The sequence below is a fragment of the Caecibacteroides pullorum genome (assembly GCF_019239235.1).
In the GTDB taxonomy this organism is placed as follows: domain Bacteria; phylum Bacteroidota; class Bacteroidia; order Bacteroidales; family Bacteroidaceae; genus Bacteroides; species Bacteroides pullorum.
The window spans coordinates 107,225-123,294 of the sequence record NZ_JAAZTS010000006.1 but is presented as its reverse complement, the minus strand read 5'-3'; the positions used below and the strand labels follow the sequence as shown (position 1 = coordinate 123,294).

The 16,070-nt window shown below is 44.3% G+C and carries 7 protein-coding genes; 1 reads left to right on the top strand and 6 read right to left on the bottom strand.

The genetic code is table 11. The annotated features are described in order from the left end of the window. Positions 1-25: 25 nt before the first annotated feature. Positions 26-4,066, bottom strand: a complete 4,041-nt coding sequence (locus HF894_RS06485) for a glycoside hydrolase family 2 TIM barrel-domain containing protein (RefSeq protein WP_204971493.1) — start codon at positions 4,064-4,066, stop codon at positions 26-28. A 177-nt stretch (positions 4,067-4,243) separates the two neighbouring features. Between HF894_RS06485 and HF894_RS06480 the strand changes: the two genes are divergently transcribed. Next, the gene (locus HF894_RS06480) at positions 4,244-4,780 is read left to right on the top strand and encodes an RNA polymerase sigma factor (protein ID WP_204970564.1); all 537 of its coding nucleotides are present in this window, start codon (positions 4,244-4,246) and stop codon (positions 4,778-4,780) included. Positions 4,781-4,850: 70 nt separating this feature from the next. Here the strand turns inward: HF894_RS06480 and HF894_RS06475 are convergent, their stop codons facing one another. From HF894_RS06475 to HF894_RS06455, 5 genes are all read right to left on the bottom strand, one after another. Next, positions 4,851-7,346 (bottom strand): beta-galactosidase, encoded by a 2,496-nt coding sequence (locus HF894_RS06475; RefSeq protein WP_204970565.1) that lies wholly within the window; start codon positions 7,344-7,346, stop codon positions 4,851-4,853. Between the two features lie 11 nt (positions 7,347-7,357). Next, complete coding sequence (locus HF894_RS06470; RefSeq protein WP_246593156.1) at positions 7,358-9,376, bottom strand: DUF5054 domain-containing protein; 2,019 nt, start codon at positions 9,374-9,376, stop codon at positions 7,358-7,360. Positions 9,377-9,392: 16 nt separating this feature from the next. Further along, positions 9,393-11,624, bottom strand: a complete 2,232-nt coding sequence (locus HF894_RS06465) for a glycoside hydrolase family 2 protein (protein ID WP_394369824.1) — start codon at positions 11,622-11,624, stop codon at positions 9,393-9,395. A 248-nt stretch (positions 11,625-11,872) separates the two neighbouring features. Beyond that, a complete protein-coding gene (locus tag HF894_RS06460; RefSeq protein WP_317196537.1) occupies positions 11,873-14,242 on the bottom strand; it encodes a glycosyl hydrolase family 95 catalytic domain-containing protein in 2,370 nt (789 codons plus the stop codon). A gap of 27 nt (positions 14,243-14,269) precedes the next feature. After that, positions 14,270-16,066 carry a right-handed parallel beta-helix repeat-containing protein gene (locus HF894_RS06455; RefSeq protein WP_204970484.1) on the bottom strand — a complete coding sequence of 599 codons (1,797 nt, stop codon included), beginning with the start codon at positions 16,064-16,066 and terminating at the stop codon, positions 14,270-14,272. Positions 16,067-16,070 lie beyond the last annotated feature (4 nt).

Here is a 16,070-nt window from a genome sequence, read left to right as displayed (position 1 = left end):
CCTTTCCCTTATTTCAGGAACAGACTCAATCGGCAATCACCGTGAACTCGGCACCACCGGCAAAGTCGGCTCCATTCTGCGAGCTCAAGCCCGTAAAACGGATATAACGGGCACGTACAGGTTTGTCCAGCATCACACGCTGTTCCAGTTTACCTTTACCAAAGGTCCCCTTCGTAACTTCAGTCCATGCCTTGCCATCCATACTTGTATGCAAGCTATAGTCCTTAATATTACCGTTGCTTCCACCATCCTGACGAGGCAGATAAACAAAGCCCTTGATAGTCTTCACTTCACCTGCATCGAAGTCCACCCAGTGGGGATACTTGGCCACGGTCACGGAATACATCGTATGCCACGTCGTACTCGGATTACCATCTACCAGGTGAGCAGCAGCTCCTTCGCCAGTCTCTTCACTCGATGCATACACTACAGTCATCGGAACACTTTCCTGTTTTTCAAACTTCATCGTTACGGATACAGCTTTATTATCTTTATAACGAGCTGTTACTACACCACCTTCGCGCAGGTTAAAGGGTTCAATATAGAGATATTCCTTCTTCTTGCCGTTCAGGGTATAAAGAATCTCTGCATTCTTCTTTTGAGTGCTGATAGTCACTTCTCCATTACGACTACGCGAGATAGACAATGGCATTTCACCGGATGTCGAAACACAAGCTGTCTTAGTAAAATCAGCCTGACGCACAGGGCGAATAATGAAACTCATGTTGTGGTCGCCGGCTTTCATGCGGTCGGGTTCCAACGGGCCGCCCTGTCCACAGCTATTACCACCCAAGCCGGTCACACCCAAGTCGATATGCAGGTGAGTACCCGTAGATTTAGACAATTGGTATGGGTGCGGGGCCAGCGTCATTTCCAAAGCCGACCAGGGCAGAGCGGAAGCCGACATGCGGGTACCAGCCACAAACTCCACACCATCGCCCTTGGCATCAGCCAGGGCACACCAGCGGACGTCCTCACGGTTGCCCATGCTTTGCGGTTTGGGGAAGTTTACGAAAAGGTCTTTCACCAGACTCTGATGCTGCTCGATGAACGAACCTGTCAGACGGTCGTTATAGTTGTTCCACGGACCACGGCCGTACCACGTGTATTGCTGGAGTTCGGCAGGGAGTTCCATCACATAACCCAAACGGGCCAACACCAGCGAGGGATCATTCGACGTGATGCTCGACTGGAGCTCTACCGAACCGTCGGGATAGACAGTCCATATCTGGTTGGTAACGAACTTGAAGTCGTTCGGACCGAAGGGACGGTCAGTCAGTTCCTTTATGGAGTTACGACCGGAGTTACCTCCCTCGAGTACAGCAGCGTTCGGTGCCTGCGACTCGACGGTGTACATCAGCTGAACCGTATTGTCTCCTTTTCGCTTGGCGTTGACCCACGCATAGTTCAGGACTTTGTGCTTCAGGTTGTGCAAGCCTTTCTCGAACCAGCGGTCGCGGGCCCAGTTGTCGTTGTCCACCGGGGCGCGAAGGGCATCAAGCTTCGGTCCCTTGCCGTCAAGGATGACCTTGCGACCATTGTATTCCATACTATAGATTGTACCTTCGCGGTTGTCGAACTTCAGCGTAAAGCCGTTGCCCGATACGGTGGTGAAGTCTTCGGCTTCCTCTACCAACGGACGTTCCATCGAGGCCGTCACAGAGGCCAGAGCAGGCTTCTCGCCGGCGGCCTTCACGGGCAGCTGTTCTTCCATCTGCACGAAACCCTTCTTGGCCCAAGGCATATCCTGAGCCAGCAGAAACTGTACTTTCACGAAGTATTCGCTTTCGGGAGCCAGCTTGCTGTAGTCGTAAGGCAGGGTGTAGGCCACTTTCTCGCGCGGGCCGAGGATGTTGCGCGGACCCTTGAAGGCAGTGCTTTCCTCTATCTTCTTCCCATCCTTCCACAACGACCATACCATATAGACATCGGTCAGCGGCTCGAAGTAACGCTTGTTGAAGACTTCAATCTGTCCCTTCGTCATATCCACCGCCTTGACGCCCACGTTCTGATAAACCTTCTTCACTTCGTAGTACTGAGGTTTGGGCTGATGCCCAGGGAAGAGGATACCGTTCATGCAGAACATACCGCTGTTGGGCTTGTCGCCGAAGTCGCCTCCGTAGGCCAGGTAGCGGTCGCCCGTCTTCGGGTCGTAGTTGTAGAGTGCCTGGTCCACCCAGTCCCAGATGGCGGCTCCGCAGAAAAAGTTGGTCGACTCGATAGCTTCCCAGTAGTCGATGAGGTTACCCACGGCATTACCCATCGAGTGAGCGTATTCCGATACGTGGAAGGGGTACTTGATGTCGTACTTGCCTGTCACGGCACCACGCATCCACGCGATGGACGGATACTGGTTGGAACCCATGTCCACGATGTCGTTGTTGCGTTCGTACTGCACGGGGCGCGAGGGATCGAACTGATGGAGGGCATTGTAGGCCGTCACAAAGTTCTTGCCCGGCCCGGCCTCGTTGCCCAGCGACCAGATGACTACCGACGGATGGTTGACGTGTGCATGTGCCAGCTCCATGACGCGTGCCACGTGGGCCGCCTCAAATTCGGGCACATGCGACAGAGAGGCATCACCGTAATAATACTGGTGGCTTTCGATGTTAGCCTCATCCTCCAGATAGATGCCATACTTGTCGCAGAGGTAGTACCAGTGCGGATCGTTGGAGTAATGCGAGTTGCGCACATGGTTGATGTTGCCACGCTTCATCAGCATGATTTCCTCTTCCATCTGCTTCACCGTGATGGCGTTGCCTGTAGCCGGATTGATTTCCTGACGGTTCACACCTTTCAACTTCACCGTCTTGCCGTTCACGTAGTAGTAGCGTCCGGCCAGTCCGAACTCGTCTTCGTTGGCAGGCGTATCCTTGATTTCGACCTTGCAGAAGCCCAAGGCGGTGGAGAACGTCTCCACGACACGGCCTTTCTTGTCCTTCAGCTGACCCACCAAAACATAACGGTAGGGAGCCTCGGCCGACCACTTGCGGGGAGCGTGAACGGCCATCACGGTCTGCGAGGAAATCTCGTCACCCGGCTTCATCTCGGCCAGCGAATAAGTGCCATCCATGCCCTCCACCGGCTCATTCTCGTCTGAATAAAGCTTGTTGGCATAGAGCGAATAGGTCAGCGTATATCCCTTGGCCTTCTTCTTACCCAGATTGCGAAGGTCAGCCTCGATGCGGAGGGTACCGTCCTCATAATTAGCATCCAAGTTGGGGAAGACGCGAAGGTCACGCACCTGCACCTGCGACGTCGATGTCAGCGAAACGGTGCGGAAGATACCCGGCAGGCGGAACATATCCTGCGCCTCGAGGAAGGAACCGTCCGAATTGCGATAGACCTCGACGGCCACCATGTTGTCGCCCTTCTCGTTCAGATAAGGCGTGATGTCGAATGAAGCCGTATTGCGCGAGTTCTTCGAGAACCCCACGTAATGCCCGTTGATCCAAAGGTAGAAGAAAGACGAAACGCCGTCGAAGTTGATGTACACCTCGCGTCCTTCCCAACCGGCAGGGATGGTGAACGAACGGCGGTAGGAACCTACTTCGTTGCGGTGCTTGTAGGTCACCCAGTCCTGAGGCGGCGTACGCATCACCCCTCCCTTCCAGTCGCCTACGGCCACCTTGTGCTGGAAGATAACCGGCTGGTTACAATAAATCGGGGTACCATACTTCAGGCTGCCGTCCTTCCGGATGCCGACCACGTTCCACTGCATCGGCACGGTGACGTCGTCCCAGCCCGACACGTCGAACTCCGGCTTGTAGAAGTCCGTCGGACGCTCTTCGGGATTGCCCACCCAATGAAACTTCCAGTCGCCGTTCAACGACTGATAATAACTACTGTGTTCAGGCAGGACACGTCGTGCACTTTCCACGTCGGCAAACGTAAAGAACCACGCCCGCGGCTGCTCCTTGTTCAGTGCCAGCTCCTCGGGAGACTCCCACTCCTTGCCTGTCGGTGCCTCAGCCTGTCCATAAGCGAAACCATTCAGACTTGTCGTCTGGGCAAAACCGCCCAACGTTCCTAACAAGAGAATGACAGATAATAAGTTTTTCTTCATAAAAGCGATTGATTATATTACAAATTACAGGAAACAAAAATACGTTTTTTTTCCTTACGAGTCCCTCTATACCCACTATAAGCCAAACTCTTTTTCACTTTTTCTATGATTTATCCGTTCTTTTTACTATCTTAGCCGACAATTTTACGAGATGCAGGGTTCTGATACGGAAAAAACATGAAGCAAAAGGGAAGAAACATATCTGCCACGAAGAACGACTTTCTGGAAGTATTGGAGCTTTCATACAAGAGACATTATAACCTGCTTTACAACTATGGCCTGAAATTTGTCAATGATACCGGCCTGATCGAAAACTTTATTCAAGACATCTTCATCCGCCTCTGTAAACGAGGCGACTTGCACGGCATTGACGACTTGAAAATCTATCTTCTCCGTGCCATGCGCAATATGGCCTACGATTACTACGCCTCACGCCACGACAATCTGTCTATTGACGAGATAGAGTTCTCACTTTCCGAGGACGAAGACGCCTTCCGCCACTTTTTTGCCCGTGACGACGAAGAGACCCGTCAATATCAGGCCCTTCGGAAAGCCATCAACAGCCTTCCCCCTCAACAAAAGCAAATACTCTACCTTTTCTACATCAAAGACCTTTCACACAAGGAAATCGCCGAGCTCTTGGATATCACCCCTCAAGCCTCCATGAATTCGGTATCGAAGACGTTGCGGAGGTTGAGGGAGATGTTGCTGTAGTTTAAAATAAGAAAAGCATCGTTTTAAACGAGTTAAAGCGATGCTTTCCTACAGATATCTCATGAAACCATTACCTGATTTCCGCCATTTCCGGATATGGAAGAATTTCAAGCGCATTCAGTAAAGCGCCATTGACTGTCTGCCTCAGCCCTAGCACCAATACATTCTTCTTCCCTCCAAAGTTCAACCAGCACTCAGGCAAAAAATATTCACGTTGTGGTCCTGCTTCCCAATGACGACCTATATTGTGTCCATTAAGCCACATATAGCCGTTACCAGACGCATTAATACGAGCCAACCAAGGAATCCAAATTCCTTTTTTCTGTTCAGGAAGTTCGAACTCTATACGATACCAGGTAAACAATCCGTCTGCAACAGATTTAGGCTGAACACCATTACCTTTTCGAGGGATTTTACATTGTACATCCAAGTTTACGGCTTCCCAATCTTTTGGTTCAAAGTCCGGAAGATTCCATCCTTCACTTATACCTGCAACATCAGCAGAATAATCCCATTCCAAAGGATGTGTCAAAGCAGTTTCAGTAATAGACAACCCTGCTTCCCGTATACCGGCCAGTTCTTCCATTGGAAAATAACCATGAGCATGCCCCAAATTTTCATATACCACAACAATCTCATTTTCACCTACACGGAGGGTACCAGAGACATCAAAACGATTGTCATATTCATTTGGACGAATCTGCTGGAAACAATCACGAGTAGTCCAAGATTGTGCATCTGCATGATCAGGGAAAAGGCGTTTGACATTCTTTCCATTAACCTGCACCGACACAATATCTCTGGTATACATATTAAATAACAAGAAACGCTCCTTTGCAACCTGATTGGCATCCAACGTTACATTAGCACGATACAAGCTATAACGAAAATCGTTCACGCCCAAATCCGATAAAGATGCCAAACGATGTAAATGTATCCAATCTGCATTTCCGACACGATCTTCTTTTTTCTTTACGGATGCAATACGAATGGAAGCGGGTACTTTTGAAGGACGTTTGGGTTGAACTACTTTATGAGGCCACCACTCACCCTGATTCGGTCGTTTGCCAGAAGGAATAACCAGTACCTTTGTATCCAACGCTTTCAGTTCATAAGTCACTTCGACAGGTTCAAGAGCTAAAGTTCCATTCTCTCCATCATCATGCACATCTATCAGGACTTTTTCTCCATGCTGATTAATATTGTACATCGGTTTCGAGGGACGTTTTATTTTTCCCGGCAAAAGACGTACTGTCCCCTTAATTGGCTTTTGAGGATCGGTATTATGTAGAAACACAAAACGTGTACCGTCAATTCCAACACGAATACCACCAAATAAGGATTCCGGAGCTTCTTCAAGCATACAAGGACCGCCTTCGGAACGAACCAAAGAGGTTTCAAACCTATGGATAAATTCACCGATAGCCTGAGCCTCGAAATACTTTGGACCACGTGCACCATTTTCCCTGATTGCCGCATTATAATCATAACTAGTTGTCATACCTCTTGCGCCCCAACCTGCAAAATGAGTACCACCAAAGAACATATAATAATTTATCCCTGTAGCACCTCCCAACAAAGACATCAACCCCACAGCTTTGAAATGGCGTGCATCCGAATAATGGTCCTCACTTAAACCTCCTGTCACCAGTGAAAACCATCCCCCTTGAAGTTCAGTCACAAATCCTGGAGCATCAGGCTGCGCTTTTTTAAGCTCTGCCATACGGTAGGCACAATCTGGAGCAGATGAAAGTCCCACATAGTAATTATCACTATCAAAAACCTGTGACAATTCCTCATCCTTACTACTGCGACATTCATTGGTCAAACACGTAAATATAGGAACATCCCATCCGCTGTCACGAACAGATTTATACAATGCTTTCAAAAGCTTTTCTTTACCATAACATCCGTGATGGTTATACTCATTTTCAATCTGAATAAGGATAATTCCTTTCTCTCCCACGGATTTACGGGTTAACTGCTCATCTGCCAACGCTTTGCATACAGCACCAAACCAGTGTTTGCACCAACTGATGTGTTGTTCATCTGCACTTCTCAACCAAAACTCCTTGTAACTTGACGGACGAAATCTTGCCAGCCAACGAGGATAGCCACCGCCCGAATATTCAGCACAAATAAATGGTCCAGGGCGGACAATGGTATACAAGCCAAACTCCTCTTGAGCCATCTTCAACCAACGCTTGAGATCAGCAAAATCAAAATGGGTATTGTCTTCAGGACTTGCCGGCATAATACGTTCATGCCAGTTCCAAGGTACATACGTCTCGACCGTATTAAAACCGGCCGCCTTAATGTCACGAAAACGGTCACGCCACAACTCTTCCGGACAACGGAAATAATGAAAAGCTGCGCTATAGATAAACACATCTTTACCGTCAATTGTCATACACGAACCATCGTAACGGATTCGATTCGGATTAAGAAATTTCTTTTGAGGAGGATTTCCTGAAAGAGATTCGGACGCTTTAACATCCTGCGTAAAAAGGATATAAGAATTCAATAAACTCCCCAACAATAACCACACAATAAATAAACGTTTCATTTAAATATATTTTATTTTATCGTTAATAATTCAATGACAAATCGATAAGTTATCGAACCTTCCCACCACATACTAAAATTTGTGTTCCACAAGTTATTACCCAAATTAAAATGAATTCCTCCTCTTTTATCAGGATATTGCAGGCTATAATTCAGTCCACAAGGTTCACCTATATTCACCAAAAAAGCATCTTTACTCCAAATACGAATAGTTCCCTGGGAAGTGACAATATCTACAAAACGATCAATACCATGCATCTGTCGGTTCCCCTTTTTCACTACATCCAAGAGATCAACCGGTCGGCCTACTTTTTCAGCGACCAATGAAACAATATCGGTCGCATTAAAAGAAAGCCAATAGGCTTCAGGTAGACGAACAGCCGGTTTATTGACAAACGTGACTTCCAGTTCGGCCCTTTTCCCATTTTTATAAGATAAAGTATTGACATACATCTTTTCCGGATAGCAACGGCCGTCCACCCCATTACGATATGGGAAAGACAATTCATAAACAAATCGTTTACCTTTCTTTTCATTTCGCTCTTCCCTTTTAATCGTCAAAGCAGGCAAAGAAACACTAACGGCTCTTGAATCTTCCAAGCCAATCTTACTCAAATCCTCCAAAGCCCATTGTGGATTATTACGCAAATAATTCTTTAAGAATCTTTTATAATCATTACTATCAAACATTTGATAACACAACCCTCCAACTCTCAAATTACCATCCAACAATTCACATTGCCAAGGGGCGTAATCTCCCTTTGACGCATTTATAGTAAATGATGGAATAGAAATCTTTTCCGTTTCTTCAATTTTCTCCCAAGCCTCGTTCCGCAAATGCTCAGGCAAATAAGCAATGGCCAACCCGATATAATCATCTATTTCTTTCCAAGATTGTTCTACTCGCTGAAACGCCAGTTCTTTCCTCGCAGGTATAAATTTATCCATATCATATTTATCCCAATTCCGCAAATGAGTCTTGATATCCATACCTTGTGTATGTTCCCCAATCAGGCCTAATTCTACTGCAAAATTAAGAGCTTCATCACTCTCTGGATCCAACTTTCCATCTCTCAACCACTGAGAATAAAGCCTGGATAAAGCGCGAAACTTAGCCATACGCACAGGCGAACTACCGTATCCATAAATCCATGTATCACCTATTTCTGAGGTTATGACTGGCAGACGCTCTTTCATGTTGAGTAAATCTTTAGCTATTTCATTAAATGAAGCCGGTATCAACTGAGCATTGGGATAACGCCTTCGTAGATTTGCATAAATGGACTTGATCGCTTCATAACTATGCGGACCGTGATTATCTCCCGTAAAATTCACAGCAATAGCAGTCTTTCCATCTGGCAATATACTCTCCGAACCATATTCTTGCTGATATACTAAGATTACTTCATTGCCTTCTATATCTCGCCAACGACAAAAAGGTGGTACGTCAGGTACCGGACAAGCGAAATTGACCCCAATATGAAGAAAACGGATTCCCGCACGACATAAAGGAGCAATAATACTCCTCGTATGCCCTGGCACGTCAGTCATTTTAGCTGCTATAGTATGCTTACCAAACATTTTATCCAGCCTTTTTGTCAAAGACAAGCAAGTACCGAATAAGTCTAAATTCATCGTTTCTGATTCCATTGTGTAAGGTACGCCATTCCACACTATATCACCATCAGCAATAGCTTTTCTCAATCGTTCTACAGCCTCGGGCGTCGCAGTTTGCAGATAGCGCCATATCAACCAGGAACCTGTAGTCCAAATGTATCGTTCGCCTTTACCATCCTTCTTCAACTGTTCAGCCACCTCCAAAGCCTTTGGAATAAACTCTTCAATATAATTACGTTCCACTACCGAACTTAAATCTGTAAAACCTACGTCAAGATGGGTTTTAAATACCACATATACTTTAGAAACATCTTGATTGGCCCTAATATATCCTGTCAACAAAAAACAGCAACAAAACAGAAGTAGAGGTTTCTTCAAAATCTCATTCATAAAATGATTCAGAATAAATTTCATAATATGATCACTAATATTAATATTTCTCCAACCGTATTTTATGGTCTGCACTTAATCCCTCAGAAAACGCTCTTAAAACCAATGATCTACACATATCAGTCTCTACCAAGAAAGAGGCAACACCTGCTTCAGCCTTAATACGTGACGGACCTGATATCCAGCCACCATCCAAAACCTCAAGACTGACTTCGCGCGTATTCTCACCAAAACAAACGGTTCCGTTTTCATCCTCCAACCTTACGTATACTATGAGCAAATCATGGTTTGAGGCAGGCTTTCCACTCTCAAAATAATCAATCTTCAGATTACATGCCTCATCAGGAGTATGTACTACATGTTCAGCAACAGCCTTACCTTTTTTGTAACCTACAGCCTTCAATTCACCCTTTTCCCATTTTACATTCATAAAAGTAAAGGGAGGGCAATTGATATTCTCGGCATTACCACCGTCTGGACGAGATACATATTCTTTGGTCGAAGGCCTATTATCCGGATATTGACGCGCAACAGACTGACCGTTCAATAACAATTCCACCTCATCCACATTTCCATATACCACCACCGTATCCGAAGAGTCCTTCAGCCAATGACTATTAATAAACACCTCATAAGGCATAGGACCATCAGGAGTAAAACTTCCGGCAGGTATTTGTGAGCGGAAATAGGACAAACTAAACTTCGGCAATCGGAACAAATCAGCCAAACCACTATAACATATATTATCACAACATCCTCGATTATAGTCATACATACTCCATATAGCACCTCCAATTGTCCAAGGATAATATGCACGATAACGATTATGACTCCATTGAGCATTCCATGCATTCTGTACCAAAGCACGATCTCCATCCTTTCTGCTTATTCGAGTAGTACTGTAATGTCCTCCAAACTCATAATCATAATATTCACGTATAAATCCAGGTTTCTTTGTTTTGTTGGGACGATTAAATCCTTCCTCCCAATCGTTATAACATACATCAAACCCATCATAACCATAACTATCTCCTGATGTAAAGCACTGATTACCGGGATATTCTTCATGAGCAATACGTACTGCCCCATCTTTCCATTCCTTGGGGGGCCAAGACTCATTCAATGTCGTTTCCCACATAACAACAGAGGGATGATTGCGATCGCGACGTATCAAATCACGAATGTCCTGATACGTATGGTCGATAAAAGTCTGATTCTTATTATAAAACTGCCAACCGGGAATAGGTTCAATAACAAGTAAGCCTAACTCATCACAAGCATCAAGTACAGAAGGATCCTGAGGATAATGTCCCAACCGCACAATGTTAAAACCGTTCATTCGTATCTGATACATATCTCTATACTGAGCCTGGTCAGACAAAGCATTTCCTACATAAGGATATTCCATATGCCGATTAGTTCCTTCTAATTTCAATGGTTTACCATTAATCACAAATCCCTCCTCACGAGACATCTCTATACGCCGAATTCCAATACGCGTATCTTCACAATCCATCACCTTCTTTCCATCCATTACTTCAGTTCGCAATACATATAATGAGGGCGAGTCAGGAAACCATAATTTAGGTTTATCAACCATAAGATGTTGTATCTGATGCTGTGAAACACCAGCCTGCAAGTTCAACAACGCCTCAACTGAAACAACTTTCTTACGACATCCTTTCTTTTTACTCCATTCATATAACGTATGCCGAACCGTAAGCTGCTTAAACAGGTTGGAGTTATTGACAACATGTGCCTTAACCTCTATTTCAGCTTTTTGATCTGACACTTCCGGATAACTCACAAAAATGCCTCCACCAGCCACTTCATCAGCCATCATGCAGTGACTAATATGTATCGGTTCATTAACTATCAGATTCACATCGCGATACAATCCCCCATAATAGCAAAAGTCAAGCGTATTTTGAGGCTTTCCAGGAGGAATTAAAGAGTTATTTCTATTATCCAATCTGACCAAAATCTCATTATCAGTCAGACGCAACATCCCCGTAAGGTTCAACACAAACGGAGTATACCCGCCTGCATGTTGTACTACATACCGTCCGTTCACCCATACATCGGCCAAATGCATTGCACCCTCAAACTCCAACCACAATTCCTTGTCAACCCACTCAGAAGATATATCAAATTTCTTGCGATAATAACATATCCCCTGCCAAGGGTTCAGCACAACAAGGGGTTCCACAAAAGATGTGTGAGGCAAACGCACGTTTTCCCACTGCCCATTCGACAATTTGTCAAATTCCATACGCAAAGTATCTGGATTTATTGCAAGATTTCCATTCCGCCCCTCTATATGTTGAATATTGAATTGCGAACTCCAATCGGAGCCTTGATTCTTAATTTCAACACCATGTTGCTTCTCACTCAAACGTTGGAATTGCCAGTTCTCATTCATAGAAACCGACATTTGTGCCGACAAAGCCAATGAAAGCCAGACACACCAAACAAACAATATAAAACGATTTCGACCCATAAATATATTTAGTAAGATGATCAATTGTTCAAGCCATTTCTTTTCCATTGATAACAGGTACCCTTTACCAACTGCACCTGATACTGTTTTCCATCACATTTCATCACCAATTTCTCATCGGCTACCGCATAAATTTTCAAAGATTCCAATTTTGCTTCTTTCCATGTCAAGTCCAATGTATGCCCACCATATATACGCATTCCCTTCAAACTCCCATCCGGATAAACAGCCGGCCAAGCTGGCATTATCTCCAGATACCCCTTCTTCGTAAAGGCCAGCATTTCCATGAGCAGACGTGGAAAACTCAAAATAGCATCCAAATTATATATTTGATGATTCGGTTCATGAGACGTCACCAGACTACCATATAAATATCCACGCCTACTGAAACGGTCAATATTTGCCAGTACAATATCCAAACGTCTCAAGCGAACAGCCTGAAGGGCCAAATGAATCAGTCCGTGGGCCGAAGTTGTATCAAAAGCAAAACGTTTATCCAGCGCAATACCAGCTGCTTTCTGTAATTCCACATCAGCATTTTCACCTACAAGCTCAAAACCTGGGAATACGGGATATAAGTGTGAATTATGGCGATGATTATAAATATCAGAATAATTATCATCTATCCATTCTGCTAAGGCCCCATCCGAATTAACACGATAATCAGGTAATTTCTCCAAATATCTTTGCCATTTCTTCATTTCCATAGGCGTAGCCCCACAAACTTCCCCCATTTCACCCAGCAGGTAAAAGACTTCTTTTGCTATCGCCACATCCATCGTTGCATCTTTACTCAACCAAGTATTACTACCAACTGGAGTATTCTCTGGAGAAATACTTGGACTTATATGAAACATACCATCTGCCTCCATACGTAAATAATCCTCATAGAAATTAGCCATTTCTTTGTATAATGGAAAAACCCGTTCTTTCAAGAAGGTTTCATCACCCATCAACATTGCATATTCATACAAAGGTCGTATATTCCATCCAGCCCCTCCAGACCAAAACATCCAAGGGAAACCATGCCCAAAATGAGTCAAATATCCGTTAAGCGGATCATTGTAATGGGCAACAATAAACCCTCTACACCCCAAATAGTTTTGGGCATTCAGCCGCCAGCCTGGCAATAAACGTTCTACATAAGTAGCATACGTTTCAGCACATTCCTGCAAATTACTCATAGAAGCAGCAGAAATAGCCAAATTGAGATTTGAATCCCATACAAATCCACCAATCCAGGCCGGTTTCCAAGTTCCTCCCCAAATGCCTTGTAACGGGGGCGGGTATTTCCCACAAGAAGAAATTAACAAATAGCGCCCCATAGCCGCAACTTGTTCCAAAAAGACTGGACTTATTCCGTTTTCACGTACAGACCGTAATATTTCTTCTACAGAACTCTTTTTCCATTCTTTTGCACCACCTAAATCAAACTGCATCCTACGAAACATTTCCCCTTGTTCTTCTGCATGAGTCTCTAACAATGATCGATAATCCGAGGGCAATTCTGACAAATTCCTTTTTATCGAATTTATATCAGACAATTTCTCTTTTTCCCAAGGAACTATTCGAATCAAAACCAAAACCTCTTTTGCATCCTCTATTTGTAAAGCAGAACCTTTTTGCGACATACGCCCTCCTCGAAGTATCACCCGGGCCACTCCATCATATCCTCCGGAATCCTGGCTATAAGCCGCATGATAGGTCAACCAACCCAAATCGACCTCTTTTTTAATGTCTTTAAAAGCATTTGCCAAATCATGTTCAAAATGCATTCCATCACGCCCTGGAGTTTCTTTTAAAGACAAAAGCAGATTCAGACGTTTTCCATTCTCACCTTTAAAACGTACTACATTCACATGATGAGTCCGAGAAGAGAAATAGGATTCTTCCAAGAAACCACCCGTATATTGCCAGCGGCTCTTCCCTTCTCCAATTTCCAGATCAAGCTGTCGTCGAAAAGCATTCCGCTCCTTTCCTTCCCAATCCACACAAAGGTCAAAAGCCGGATGTGGTATCAATGGCCAACGTTGCAGAGCCCCCATCTCCCGCAGCTGACGTTCAGCCTCCCCTGTCAACAATTCATCTGCTTCATCCGTTTTTCTCATTTCCATTAAATGACGAACTTGAGGAAGCAAATGCGCCGTTTTAGGGACGGCAACTTTGCGACGATCCCAACCGCGAATAAACAATTCTTCATGGGTACATATAAAACGTTCACTTGCAGAATCATTCACAGCCATCATTCCCTGAACGCCATTCCCTACCACGAAGGCATCTTCCCATGCAGAAGCTGCATTCGAAGACCAAACGACCCAACGCCCAGAAGACAGACCTTTTGCATAAACAATACTACAATCCATCACAAACACAATGGATAACAGATACATCCAATACTTAGTAACCCTCATGTTTTTCTATTTACAAAAAATTTTCACTTTTAAATCATTTTCTCCATTTAGTTCCAATGCACCCGGGCAATTCCCTTGACGTTTACGTTTGTTCCCTAAATAATCATGGGAAAAGGTCTTTGCATTCATGGGCAAAATGATCTTTTGCTGTGGTATTAAAGCCATAGGCAGGTCATCAATGGATACTAATTGACATGTACGTTTGGATTTCCAATCCAAAGGAAGAGACATAGTCAAATACCACCCATCCCTTTCTTCTTCAACATTAAAACGAATTTGTTTATCCAACAAATTACCTTTTATTACCACCGGTAACGAAGAATCTTCATAATCTTTCAAATCTTCCCGAACAAAAAGATTGTTCAAATAACCCACATTACCACAAGGGCAATCATGGTAACCGGCAATACGAGTATCATGCGGATAAAGATAAGGCGTCTCACGTTCATCTACTTTACCCGTAGGCCATATTTCCCAAGCTATCAGATTATGAACAAACGCCACACCTTGAGACAACTTCACTTGTGCCAGTTCCGATGACAAAAATAAATTATTATCAACCAATACTGGACCATGATTCACCTCCAAAGAAAAATCCTGAACTTTATTATCATGAAGCAAGTTACGAGTAACCCTTGTTCCTTGTGCCATCCAATCCAGCCAAATGCCACCTTCTGTACGGTAAATATGATTATGTTCGATCAGCACATCAATAGCGGCATGAATCTTTATACCTGCCAATTCATATCCCCAAAATGTTTTTTGCTGGCCTATATCATGAATAATATTATCACTAATTTGACTGAAAATCGCTCCCAAACTACCAGCGATTCCAGCTTGTCCACAATAAGATATTCGATTATTTCGCACTACATGACTTCCAATAAAATCACGATGCCATTTATTATGAAGCGCTCTCTTCGTCGTACCAATATATCCTTCAACACTTTCCGCTCTATTATCCCACTCATCACCATATTTTCCCAATGTAATCCCCACACACTTAGAATGAGTTATTATATTATCTTCTATCACCCAACCCTTACTCCAATGTGTACCAATAGCCCCTGGCTGTTCTGCAGTAGGAGGTGCCCACGGAGTAGCAGCTTGACTAAGATGTAATCCTCTAACCGTTATATAATTTACAAAAGGTTTATTCGGATAAAAAATAGTACGCCGCACATTTATTTCCACCAATTCTTTATTAGGATCCGCCCCACGGAAATCAGCCCATATCCAAGTAGTATCCTCCGCTACCCGGGCATACCATAGAGGAGACTTCTTGTTGTTCAACAAGATATTTTCCAAATGAGGAGTCTCGGTCAAAGCCTCATCATTCAAATAGATTTCACCAGTATGCGCCCATTGTCCTCTTGCCAACCAATCTCCATGAATCGTATCTGAATAAGGATTGAAATCTCCGAACAAGCTATTGGGTACTGCAACTTGCCAAATCGTTCCGGTAATATTTTTCCAATCTTTTATTACTTCTGACCCTTTAATCACAACTTTCTCCCCATCTGCAGCTTGATAGACAATAGGTTTCCCTTCCTCTCCACCACAAACAGGAACTACACTTTCGCGATAAATCCCTTCATGGATAATTACCTTATCACCTGGTTGAGCTTTATTCGCAGCATATTGAATATGCCTCAATGGGAACTCCAATGTCCCACTATCATTATCATTACCAGAAAGCGAAACATGCCATTCCCGTGAAGCTGCCTCAATCGAATTGAGTACCAATATTCCCCAGACCAATACGAAAGATACTATTACCCTCTTTTCAAAAGTATTTTTCATATAC

Coding starts and splice junctions, on each gene's coding strand:
- HF894_RS06485 (WP_204971493.1), bottom strand. CDS start 4,066: ATGAAGAAAAACTTATTATCTGTCATTCTCTTGTTAGGAACGTTGGGC.
- HF894_RS06480 (WP_204970564.1), top strand. CDS start 4,244: ATGAAGCAAAAGGGAAGAAACATATCTGCCACGAAGAACGACTTTCTG.
- HF894_RS06475 (WP_204970565.1), bottom strand. CDS start 7,346: ATGAAACGTTTATTTATTGTGTGGTTATTGTTGGGGAGTTTATTGAAT.
- HF894_RS06470 (WP_246593156.1), bottom strand. CDS start 9,376: ATGAAATTTATTCTGAATCATTTTATGAATGAGATTTTGAAGAAACCT.
- HF894_RS06465 (WP_394369824.1), bottom strand. CDS start 11,624: ATGGAATTTGACAAATTGTCGAATGGGCAGTGGGAAAACGTGCGTTTG.
- HF894_RS06460 (WP_317196537.1), bottom strand. CDS start 14,242: ATGTATCTGTTATCCATTGTGTTTGTGATGGATTGTAGTATTGTTTAT.
- HF894_RS06455 (WP_204970484.1), bottom strand. CDS start 16,066: ATGAAAAATACTTTTGAAAAGAGGGTAATAGTATCTTTCGTATTGGTC.